The 11,719-nt window shown below is 53.1% G+C and carries 11 protein-coding genes; 1 reads left to right on the top strand and 10 read right to left on the bottom strand.

What is annotated here, in order from left to right:
* A partial coding sequence (locus AC13CY_RS18180) for a transposase (protein ID WP_483052847.1) occupies positions 1-214 on the top strand: 214 nt, incomplete at its 5' end.
* Between the two features lie 161 nt (positions 215-375).
* Here AC13CY_RS18180 and AC13CY_RS18175 read toward each other — a convergent pair.
* The 10 genes from AC13CY_RS18175 to AC13CY_RS18130 form a co-directional block, all read right to left on the bottom strand.
* The gene (locus AC13CY_RS18175; RefSeq protein ID WP_287837962.1) at positions 376-1,887 is read right to left on the bottom strand and encodes an amidase; all 1,512 of its coding nucleotides are present in this window, start codon (positions 1,885-1,887) and stop codon (positions 376-378) included.
* 61 nt (positions 1,888-1,948) lie between these two features.
* On the bottom strand, positions 1,949-3,646 hold the full coding sequence (locus AC13CY_RS18170) for a nitrilase-related carbon-nitrogen hydrolase (RefSeq protein WP_483052846.1): 1,698 nt from the start codon (positions 3,644-3,646) through the stop codon (positions 1,949-1,951).
* A 17-nt stretch (positions 3,647-3,663) separates the two neighbouring features.
* Complete coding sequence (locus AC13CY_RS18165; protein WP_287837958.1) at positions 3,664-4,662, bottom strand: acetamidase/formamidase family protein; 999 nt, start codon at positions 4,660-4,662, stop codon at positions 3,664-3,666.
* A gap of 99 nt (positions 4,663-4,761) precedes the next feature.
* Positions 4,762-5,481, bottom strand: coding sequence for an urea ABC transporter ATP-binding subunit UrtE (gene urtE / locus AC13CY_RS18160; RefSeq protein WP_253557821.1), 720 nt, complete (start codon positions 5,479-5,481; stop codon positions 4,762-4,764).
* Complete coding sequence (locus tag AC13CY_RS18155) at positions 5,468-6,190, bottom strand: ABC transporter ATP-binding protein (RefSeq protein WP_180091736.1); 723 nt, start codon at positions 6,188-6,190, stop codon at positions 5,468-5,470. The genes urtE and AC13CY_RS18155 overlap by 14 nt, the downstream gene beginning before the upstream one ends.
* Positions 6,187-7,290: an ABC transporter permease subunit gene (locus AC13CY_RS18150; protein ID WP_483052845.1), complete on the bottom strand. Its 1,104-nt coding sequence runs from the start codon at positions 7,288-7,290 to the stop codon at positions 6,187-6,189. Before AC13CY_RS18150 ends, AC13CY_RS18155 begins: the two co-directional genes overlap by 4 nt.
* Positions 7,291-8,163 carry an ABC transporter permease subunit gene (locus tag AC13CY_RS18145; RefSeq protein ID WP_180091737.1) on the bottom strand — a complete coding sequence of 291 codons (873 nt, stop codon included), beginning with the start codon at positions 8,161-8,163 and terminating at the stop codon, positions 7,291-7,293. It abuts the gene before it with no gap.
* A gap of 104 nt (positions 8,164-8,267) precedes the next feature.
* Entirely contained in the window at positions 8,268-9,503 is a 1,236-nt protein-coding gene (locus AC13CY_RS18140) for an urea ABC transporter substrate-binding protein (RefSeq protein WP_474189116.1), read from the bottom strand.
* 150 nt (positions 9,504-9,653) lie between these two features.
* Positions 9,654-10,304: an ANTAR domain-containing response regulator gene (locus tag AC13CY_RS18135; RefSeq protein ID WP_483052844.1), complete on the bottom strand. Its 651-nt coding sequence runs from the start codon at positions 10,302-10,304 to the stop codon at positions 9,654-9,656.
* Entirely contained in the window at positions 10,301-11,479 is a 1,179-nt protein-coding gene (locus tag AC13CY_RS18130) for a transporter substrate-binding domain-containing protein (protein WP_483052843.1), read from the bottom strand. Before AC13CY_RS18130 ends, AC13CY_RS18135 begins: the two co-directional genes overlap by 4 nt.
* Positions 11,480-11,719 lie beyond the last annotated feature (240 nt).

Genomic DNA, 11,719 nt, shown 5'->3' with positions numbered 1-11,719 from the left:
GTCGGGCTTCGTTTATACACTGTTCGAGCGGTTACGGACTTACCTGAAGCACACGCCCTTCGCGCGCATGAGTCCGAGCAACCTGAGGCTCAAGCTCATCAAAGTAGGCGCGGTCATCATCCGCAATACGCGTCGAATCCGCGTACTCATGAGTGACAGCTACCCCTATAAAATGGCGCTATCCGATCTCGTCAGGCGGTTGGTGCCGAACTGACTGCTCGGGCGCCCCCGGCCCGACGCAATGGGGGGAAGGGGGAGGTGTGTCTGAACGACGAAAAGTGGTTAAAAAGTAGCCGATGTAAGTCGAGCCAATAGGTGTTTAGCGGTGTTAGAGCCTGAGTGCGGTACTGGCTGAGGTGCTATGAGAAATCCAGGCTAGCCGATGGCGACTTGGTAAGCATGGGCGACTTTAAGCACGGTCGCTTCATCCCAGCGTCTACCCACTAATTGCATACCTACGGGCAAGCCCTCCGAAAAACCGACCGGGACGCTCATGGCCGGATGACCACTGACATCAAACGGGGCCGTGTTGTGCAGGTTGCTAAGCGCACCAGCAAGTGTGCTATTGAGACTTTTATCAGCCGGTCTCTTTACCGCTTTCATGGCGGTGGTAGGCATGATTAACAAGTCATATTCCTGCAGAGCGTTGTCATAATCGCGCGCGAGACGCCTTCCGATATTTTGGGCTTTAGCATAGTAGTGGCGATTGTACTGTTCGGACATGTAGTGCCCGGCGAGGACCGTCATCTTTACTGTGTCGCTAAAGTCATGACCGCGAGCGCGGCGAGCCCGGCCATAAAAGTCCATGAGCTGTGTGCTGTAATGCCCCCGCCAGTTTGTGCCGTAACCATCGCCCCTGACCATGAGTTCGGTGGCGCCCTCAAAGGCAATCGCACTCCACAGCGCTAGCCCGTCGTTATGCATGGGTACCGATACCTCCGTGGCACGAGCGCCCACTTTTTCCAGCACGCTGATGGCTTCTTTTACGGCGGCGTCCACGTCAGATTCACTGACCCCGGCAATGCCAAACCCTTCACGTAAGATGCCAATGCGTATGCCAGTGAGATCTTCACTTAGCGATTCGGTGTATTTCGCGGTACGCACGACGTATTGGCGTGGATCTAACCCATCCGAGCCAGCAAGTACCTCCAACATACGGGCGCAATCTTCGGCGGTGCGCGCCATAGGGCCTACGTGATCAAGAGTAAGCTCAATGGGAAAAATACCTGTATAAGGCACTAGGCCATGCGTTCCTTTGATCCCGTAGCAACCGCTCCATGAGGCGGGTAGTCGAATAGAGCCACCCTGATCACCTCCCAGCGCCATATCGACTTCTCCGTTGGTCACCACCACGGCGCTGCCGTTGGAAGAAGCGCCAGCTAGACGCTCACGGTCATGGGGATTAACCGGCTGGGGTTCGGGATAGCCGGTACAGCCTCCACCGTCAAAACAGAACGCAGGAACGGCTGTCTTGCCGATGATGTGCGCGCCAGCGTCGAGAAGCCGGGTGACCACTGTGGCATCCTCCCGGGGCACAAAACCTTCCATGATCGGCGAACCATTCATCATCGGGATGCCTGCCAGAGCGATGTTATCCTTTAGCGCTACCGTTCGGCCCGCAAGTGGCCCTTCTTCTGCCCCGGGCACCGAACACTTCCAAGCCCAGCCATTGAGTGGGTTATCGTCACCGACGGGGCGATAACCCATATCTGCTCGCGGGTAGTTTACTGGTAATGATTCATCCGCCAGTTCATCCAGGCGATCATAAATGGCCATTGAGCCAGCAACGGCGGACTGGAACTCACCCAGTTCGTCAAAGGAAAGGTCAAAGCCGTAATAATCGGAAATGGCTGCCAACGTATCAATGCCGGGTCGCTTCACACTCATAGTCAACTACTCCTATACACGGACGATTGCCTTAAAAGGCATTTAGCGAGGGAAATACAAGCTATCGCTCCAACAGTTTCGGATAGTGGTGTGGCAGGCGCATCACCACCAAGTCCTTTCGGCGTACAGCGCTGTTTGGGTAAGCCGAATCCAGGTTGCTCGTGTCGATAGCAAGCTGAACGCAGCCAGTGGCGCTAGTTAACAATGCTTCTTGGCGAGGAAAAAGAAACGTATCCGGGCCGAATATACCGCTTAGCCCCGGTAATCCAGCGTCGGGCATATGCACGTTGGCGAAAGCGAAATAGCAGTTGTTCTCGCCACCGCGTATACGATAATGGTGCCAATGGTGGTCGTCTGGGCCGGTGGGAATAGGTGACGGCTGACGAATCTCAGTACCAGGATGGGCACAGTGAAATGGCCCTGGCAAGGCAGCAGGACAAGCGATGACATCGCATCCCCGCAGCGCCAGGATGCGTCCCGCTTCGGGAAAATCAGCATCGTGGCCAATCAATAAGCCTAGCCGCCCTAGCGGCAGATCGAAGCTTACCCAGCGCTCGCCAGGCGTCGCCCATTGTCGGTCTGCCTCGTTTAAGTGAATCTTACGATAAACCGCCATAACGCCCTGCGCCCCTACCAGAGCGGCAGCATTATAGAGATGTTCCTCCGACTGTTCGGCGAAACCTACTACATAGTACTGTTGACACTCCTCAGCGAGCCCACGCAGTGTGTCGAAAACACTGTGACGCTGTGAGATGGGATTGATACCGCCAGTGTCTAACCCGGTAAGCGCCAGCTCAGGAAAAACAATAAGCTCGGCACCCTCTGCTTGGGCAATCAAATCAGTACATTTGGAAAGGTTATCGTCGAGATTATTCGATGGTGAAAATTGAGCAACGGCGATGGTGCTTGCTTTTCCATTGGGCAGTGGCTGATGGCCATAAAGCCTGAAAAAGTCTAGCGGGTTCCAAGCGTGTGTTTGATGAAGTAGCTCATGATAAAGGTCTGGGCGACGCTCACTGGTCAACGGTCCCGTTACTCGTTCAGTATCAATCTCACCAAGCACGATGCCATCACCGTCATCGCGGCTAGCCTGGATATGTCCATCTGGCTCAATCACGCAGCTACCGCCACTGAATTGAACGCCGCGCTCCCCCCCCCAGCGATTGCTCTCAATAAGATAGCAGCCGTTTTCTTTGGCACGACTGATCCAATAGGGTGCTGGCGCTCGCTCAGCCAGCCAATTACTCAGATGGCAAATGACCTCGGCACCCTGCAGCGCGACCAACCGTGCAGTTTCAAGAAAATGAATGTCCATGCAGATGAGCAGCGCGATACGGCCCAGTGACGTCTCGAACACTTGATGGCCAGTGTCGCCTGAAGCTGCCCACTTTGGCTCGGCGATATAAGGATGGCTTTTACGATGTTTTCCTAAATAGCCCTCAGGGCCAACTAAAACAGCCGTGTTGTAGTAAAGCCCATTGCCAACATCAACTTCTGGCAGCCCGATAACGATATAGCAGTCAAGCTTCGCCGCCAGAGCGGCAAAGCTTTGGGTTGAGGGCCCTGGCACTTGTTCGACGTAGGGTGCAACCTCCTCTCTGTCATACCAGCAATAGCCGGTAAGACCCATCTCCGGCGTTATGATCAGCCGCGCACCAGACGCAGCCGCCTCTTCCACTAACCGCTTTAGAGCATCAATATTTCGCTCTTTAGCAAACATTTCAGGCTCAAACTGCACGGTGGCGGCAAGGTATTTCATATTGTCCTCCCGGCTCGCTAGCGTGCTTGCCCAACGATGGACTTGAGGATGGAAGCGCCTAATGTATATTTTGGATCCACCATATTACCCAGCCGCACTCGTCCTGCCTGGGTAAGAAGCATGTAAGCATCTATTTCATCGAAATCAAACTCTGCCGCTAGCCAGCGTACCAGCTCTCTGTATGCAATCCGGGTGGCATCTTCCATGGGACGCGCTGAACCAATGGTCATATAGAACTGTTCATTTTCCAGACGCGGCCATTTGAACGTCCAATCTTTAATCAAGTCGACCTGAACGGTGGTCACGGTAGGATGCTCGATCGCCACGCCGCACAACTCACCATCACCCTGCGCCGCATGGCAGTCACCTAGATAAAGATATGCACCTTTGGTATGCACCGGCAGATAGATCACCGCACCCGGTGCTACATCAGGTAAGTCCATATTGCCGCCGTAATAATCGGGAACCAGCGAGCTAATCGACTCAATCTCTGGTGACACCCCAATGGTGCCAATAAAAGGCTGGTAAGGAAGGGTTATTTTATCGCTCCACTTCACGCCGGTTTCCGCGTCAACCTCCACTTTCTTTACCCGCTCCGGTAGCGGTGCGTTGAGTAGCGCAGTATCACCGGTAGCCACTAGTCCACCAAATTCGGTAATCAGTGCTGTTGTACCGCAGGGCTGGGGGCCACGAGGTTTCATGTCTCGGATATAAACCGCCAAGCAATCGCCCTTCTCCGCCCCCTCTACGTAGATCGGTCCGTTCTGCGGATTGAGATAAGGTAAATTAAGCAGTTCGCTGGGCTTGTCGCTTTCCGAGCGAAGTTTTCCTTCGAAAGCATCATGGGTTTCAGCACTAACGATATCGCCTGGCTGGATGTGCAGAACGGGCTTGGGGTTAGGTCCAAGCGTATAGTGATACTGACCTTGAGCCGCCTCAGTTAGTTGGTGTGTAGTACCCGGCTTACCTTTGGCGACGGCGCGGCGCGCCATGATGGATTGATCAAACCAATTCATTGTTCTACTCCTTTTTAGGTGCTTTCAGTCATCGCTCCAGCCACTGCAGACGGGAGCTTGAGTCATGGTTAAATAGTGTTGATGGGCATCCCATCCTGCTTATACAGCCAGAATTCGACGCATGGCGTCACGATCACGGAGTTGCTCCTTCGCAAGTTCATGGGTAATTTTCCCCTTATCCATGACGTAGCAGCGTTGCGCCATGGTCATGATCATGTCCAGGTTCTGCTCTACGAGGAGAATGGTTACGCCCAGCTCGCGATTGAGCTTGAGAATGTTGCGTGAAATGTCCTTTACGATGTTGGGCTGAATACCTTCCGAGGGTTCGTCGAGTAGCATAAGCTTCGGCTTGCCCACCATGGCACGGCCGATCGCAAGCTGTTGCTGCTGCCCGCCGCTGAAGGTGCCCGCTCGTTGATTAGCCCGCTCTTTCAAGATGGGGAAGAATTCATAAACCCGCTCATAGTCAACACCCTCGCCAGGCTGTTGGAGCATTTCGCCGACCTTGAGATTTTCCCAGACGGTCATGCGCGAGAAGACCTCACGACCTTGCGGGATATAACCAATGCCCAAACGCGCACGTTCGTGAGATTCGAGCGCGCTAATATCCTTACCATCGAAACGGATAATGCCTTGTCGATTCTTGATAAGACCAATCAGCGTTTTCATTAATGTCGTCTTGCCGACGCCATTTCGACCGATAACGGCTACCACCTCACCACGACCAACACTCAAGCTAACCTCTTGCAGCACTGAGGTGGTACCGTAGCCAGAAATGACGCCCTCCACGCTCAACAGGTTTGTACTATTCGTCGTCATCGGCTGTCCCCAGATAAATACGTGCAACCTCTTCGTTAGCCTCAATCTCGTTGATCGTGCCTTCCGCAAAGATTTCACCGAAGTTCAGTACAGTGACCTTGTGGGCAATCTGGCGCACAAATTCCATGTCGTGTTCAACCGCTAAGATCGACATACCTTTGCGATTGAGCTCCTGGATCATCTCGCCCGTGCGCGCCGTTTCTTCTGGAGTCATGCCAGCTGTCGGTTCATCAAGAAGTAGTAAACGCGGCTCCGTGCTCACCGCCATACCGATCTCAAGCCACTGCTGTTCCCCGTGTGAGAGTTCACCAGCAAGTTCTCCGGCTTTATCGGTAAGCCTTACAAAGGCGAGAGCTTTATCGATAGCCGATGTCATGGAATCACCATGCAGGTGGTTCTGAACCGCGATTTGCATGTTTTGCCAAACGGAGAGTTCGGAGAAGATACCCGGCACCTGGAACTTGACGGCAATTCCCTGCTTCACGCGCTCGAAGGAACGAAGCTTGGTAATTTTTTGATCTGAAAAGTAGATCTCACCTGAGCTTGGTTGATGCTCACCGAGTACAAGCTTGAAAAACGTGCTCTTCCCAGCGCCATTCGGACCAATCAGGCATCGAATCTCACCATGCTCCATTGAGAAGTTCACATCCTGAGCAACTTTTACGCCGTCGAAATGCTTATATAATTTCTCAGTTCGCAATATGGTCACGACATGCCCTCCTTACGCTTACGAAGGCGACCAAAGAACTTGACCAGCCCTGGGATCAACCCTTCCGGCAAAAAGACCACAACGACGACCAACAGCAATCCCATAATGACAAAGGCGTAGTAGCTGCCGTAAATAGTTAGGTTCTGGAAGATGCCAAGCACTACCAATGTGCCCACCAGCGTTGCGGTGAGGTCTTTACGCCCGCCCACTGCCACCCAAATAATAGGTAATGCGGCGGCCGCTAAATCCATATTGGATGGGCTGATGTACTGCCCCCAAGCGGTATAGAGCACACCTGATAGACCCGCTAAGCCGCTGCCAATAACAAAGGCAATTAACTGATAGCGGCGTATGTCGTAGCCAAGCATTTCAGCGCGGTGTGGATTCTCACGAATTGCGACTAGCACATTGCCGAATCTCGAATTGACGAGAACCCGCAAGCCCAGATAGCAAATCACCAGCATGGCCAAAAGGAGGTAATAAAGTGGCACGCCCGAATACAGCGCGACATCGCCCCCAGCCCAGGGGATTGTCAGCGGCGGCATACCGGTCATGCCATTATCGCCACCCAGCCGGGCATCACCGATCGCCCACTGAGACCCAGCCGTCTGTGCCATGAAGGTGGCGAAAACTAGCGTGGTCGACAGCGTGACAATACCGAGGAAGACACCGCTAATGCGTCCATAAAAAAGAATGTAACCAAGTACCGCCGCTCCCAAGCAGGACATCCCAACGCCTAGAAGCACGCCGAGGATGGTCATACCGTAAGCTGCGCCAAAGTTGATAGTGACGACACCATACGTGTACCCGGCAAGCCCGAAGAAAGCAGTTTGACCGAAACTGAGCGACCCGGCGTATCCCCAGATGAGCGACAGCCCAAGTGCCATAAACACCCAGCAAAAGAAGTAGGCCGTATTACCTATACTCCAGGCATCAGTGAAAGCGGGATATACAATTGCCGCCCCAATCGTTAAGACAAAAACAATCCAAAACAGTGGGCCACGCCCCAGCGTTTGCGGGCCATTGAAAAGACGCATCCAGCCGGGCATTCGACCGTTCGGAGTCGACGCCTTCAATCCTTCTCGTTGCAACATACCCATTTATGTACGCCCCTTGAGTAACCAGCCAGACAGGCCTTGTGGGAGAATACGGATGACCACCATCACAGTGATTAACAACCCCACTTGGCCCATAAGCTGCCCTTGCCACCCAGTCAAAAAAGCCTTGATAACCGCGAGCGTGGCTGCCGCTGGCGCCGTGCCCAAGAACACATCAGCCCCACCAACAACCACCGTCACGAAGCTTTCAACCAGAAAGTTGGCGCCCAGCGTCGGGACGATGGAGATCGTGGGAGCATAAAGCGCTCCGGCTAAGCCCGCCAGGGCCGCACCGAGACCAAAAGTAAGGGAGTACATACGCCCGGTGTCGATTCCCGCGGCTTTCGCCATGTGCGGTGCTTGAATTGTTGCCCGTGAGTGGATACCAAATGTCGTATGATGAAACAGCACATACAAGCCAATAAGCAGTAGCACTGCGACACCTAGCAGCACCATTCGATAGGTAGAGTAGCTGTAGCCACCCACCGAAAAACTGCCGAGCGGCGTGCTGATACCCGCCATACTGGATCCAAGCACGATCAGCGTGCCCTGGGTAAGGATCAAACTAATCCCCCATGTAGCAACAATGGAGTCCAACGGGCGGTGATAGAGGCGATGAATAATTGTGCGTTCAAGCACAATGCCAAGAATCCCGGCGGCAAGGCTGCCACATAGCATCGCGATAGGCAGTGGGACCCCTAGGCGTGCCGTTGCCACCGTTACGTAGGCACCGCACATGATAAATTCGCCGTGAGCTAGGTTGATGATGCCCATCATCCCGAAAATCACCGCCAACCCCATGGCGGATAGCACCAAGAAGGCAAAAGCATCCCCAAACTGATAGAACGCTGTAAACGCTAAATGTATATATTCCATATCCAGCTCCTAGGCAGGAAACACCCGCGAGATTTCACGCTTAATGGAAACTCACAGACCAGGCAGGGTGAATCTCATCACCCTGCCGGTACGATGCGTGATATTTACTCGTTTGGAGGGCTAGAAGGAGTGTACTGAGCACTTGGGTCGTTCTGGGTCAGGTCGCAGCCGCTTTCACCCAGCCAGTAAGGCTCGATATTTTCCCAAGTTTCGGGGAAAGATATCTCGTGGTTCGCATCCACTTGCGCCAGAAAGATATTGTGAGACATGTGCTGGCTCTTGGGATCGAGACACACCCTGCCCGAAGGGCCGTCGAAGCAGACATCGCCCTCGGCGATGACGTCGCGAAGATCTTCTTTGTCGGTCGAACCGTCGGCACGCTCGACCATCTGCTTATAAAGGTACATCGCGATATAAGAGTTCGCAGCTTCTTGATTCACATAGGGCGTATCGGGGAAGCGCTCATAGAACTTCTCAACGAACGCATTCGCTTCAGGGGTATCGACTTCTTCGATAAAGTTCGTCGTCACGAACATGTTTTCAAGGCTTGGCGGCGCAAAGCGCTTATGCTCGTAGCCCTGCCCAACATTTACTGATGAGGCCATGGGAAGCCCCAGGTCGGCAGATGCTGCCTGCTCGTAATAAGACGCCTGATTGGAACCGACCAGCAGTGTGACGACGAAGTCCGGGGACTCACCCTGGATATTTTGGATGGTTTGCGAGAACTGGGAAACATCCAGAGGGATGAACTCCTCACCCACGATTTCACCACCTTCCTCTTCTACAATCTGCCGCACCCATTCCGCCGAAATCTGACCAAAGTTGTAGTCTGCAGCGATCGTATAGACGTTAGGTCCGTACTTTTCCATCATCCAGGGAATCAGCGTCGAGAACTGCTGTTCAGGGACTGCCCCAGTGACAATCATGTTGGCGTCACACACGCCGCCTTCATACTGATTGTTATAAAAAGCCAACCCATCAAATTGGTTTACAATCGGTCGATACGCTTCTCGTGATGACGAAGCAAAACCCGCAAAGACGGTATCCACCTGATCACGCTGGAGAACCCGCCGCATCAACTCCTGGTAACGACGATCATCAGACTGAGTATCGTAAATAACAAGTTCCACCTCGCGACCAGCGATACCGCCCGCCTCATTTATTTCCTCAGCCGCTAACTCAATGGCATTCACCTTAGCCTGCGTCACCGCTGCAAAGTTGCCAGACTGATCTTCAAGCACACCGATCTGGATAGGATCATTCGCTGAAGCGGTAGTGACTAATGAGCCCGCTAACAACGTTGATAAGGTTGCCGTTCTCTGAATTGTTGAGTATTTCATTTGTATACCCCTGAGTAAGTTTTACTTTTTTCTTCCTCGCCGTCCTGCAGCAACACAACTCCCTTGTCGCCTCTTCATAAAATGAGAGACGACCTTTTGCTCTTGAAGCCTGTCCGACATATTCCGCTTCGATTAACCTCAGTGAATCAGCTATGAATAACGGTTCAACCGGGATTCCCTAAGACGATGGATGGTGTCGGCATCCTCCTTTAATGCCGCCACAGCGATCTCACCCGAGACGATCATTGCCGCGAAATCCTCAAGAGAAAGGCGTCGGTTCATGCTCGCCGAACGCAACAGGGCAAAGGCGTCATTGACCGAAATCCCCATATCTTCAATAAGCTTGATCGCCGCCGTGCATACGACTTGGCGCGCACGAACCTGCTGTTCCAAACGGTGAAGTTTTTGCTCCGTCTCATAGCACTGATTAAACGTTTGGTAAGCAATAATAAGGCACGCGAGAATGCCGGCCTTTCGTAGCGGTTTGGTGAGATAGCCAGACACTTGTCGCTCGATGAACCAATTAACCGAGCTAGGGGCATCTGAACCGATAAGTGCAATCGCCGGCCCCTGTACGCGATCTATCATGTGTGTGATGTCGCCAAACTGACGTCCCAACTCATCGTCGAAGAACACCAGGTCAAACGGCCTATCAGACCCAGCCTCATCCTGGTTTTCATGAACGACTGGAGTGACGCCAAGCTCCACAAGGAACTGAGTCAGCACCTCTCGATCTCTTTCGGCGGCACACACAATCAATGCACGATGGCCCCTGAAATTGCGTCGTGTGGTAGCAGTCATCGCACGATCCTCAAGCCAATATTGTTTTGAGCAATGGGCGTTTCCGTCTGAGCAGAGCTTTCACCACATGCTTCAGCCCAAACGAGATAAGGATCCGGGCGAACGGGGGCGTTTGCTTCTGAAATCACCTGAAACGTCGCGTCTTCGCGGGAGATTCCTAACCGGACGGTTAAATAACTGTGATTGCTCTCAGGATCGACATGGATCTTTCCCTGAGGCGCTTGGAAGGACGTTCCGTGCAGCGCTTTTTTCACCCGGTCGATGTCAACGGAATCGGCGCCAGCCAAGGCAAGGGCAAGTAAGTGGACGGTGTTGTAGGAAGCCTCTGCATCTGCACTAGGTAGGGCATCATGGCCGTAGCGTTGGCGGTAGCTAGTGACAAACTTCTTGTTAACTTCTGTCTCAATAGTGGAGAAGTAAACGCTGGATGCGAGATGCCCAGCACACGCCTGCGGACCAATTTGAGCAAGTTCCGGTTCGCAAAGCGTGCAGCTGCCTACCACCGTTTTTTGAAGGGCTGCGTTCTCATCACGCGCCTTGGCCAACGCGCGGTAGAACGCATAGCTAGACTCCCCGATCAGCATGTTCATAATGAAGGCAGGCCGTTTTTCGTGAATCTCTTCGATGATACGCGCCACATCCAGGTCACCGACCTGCAGGTAACGCTCAGCGATCATCTTCCCGCCATGCGCCTTGGTCAGCTCTCTGATAATGCGGCCATTTTCCCAGGCCCAGACATAGTTAGAGCCCACGAAGTAAACATCGCGAGTGATATGGGCAAGCACATGGTTCATCAGCGGTAAAACATGCTGGTTCTGAACAGCGCCTGTATAAATAACGTTATTATTGGTCTCAAAACCTTCGTAGTGAGACGGATACCACAGCAAGCCATCGTATTTTTCAAAAATCGGGATAACTTCTTTGCGGCTGGAAGATGTATAGCAACCAATCACGTGCTTTACGCCTTCATGGCGTAGCAAGCTCCTCACGTGTGTGCTGTAGGCAGCGGTGTCACCGGCTGGCTCGCACTCGATGGGCACAAGCTCAAAGGGATATCGTTTGTCCTGATTGACCTCTTCCAGCGCCAGCATCGCCCCATCACGCATTGAGCGACCAACGGTGGCGTAGGGGCCTTGGGTGGAGAAGAGTATGCCAACCGGGATACGACTGTTCATTGACTGACCGTCCTATTTCCAGACATAAAAAAAGGGCTCACAACGCTACCTGACGGTAACGATGGGAGCCCTATTGCTCTGTGCACTTTCGGTGTATGCCGACGCACAACATGTCAATTGCTAAACTTAGATTGTGACCCCTAAACGACTTTGTCAATACGTTGACGCTATTCTTAAGCCGAAGGCCGTTATCACTAAACAACTATAAATAAGATAAAGCAACAAGCGTGCCAATTAAGC

Source organism: Vreelandella sp. L-15 (assembly GCF_056857635.1).
The sequence above is the reverse complement of the archived record's forward strand: the minus strand, read 5'-3'. Positions and strand labels throughout refer to the sequence as shown.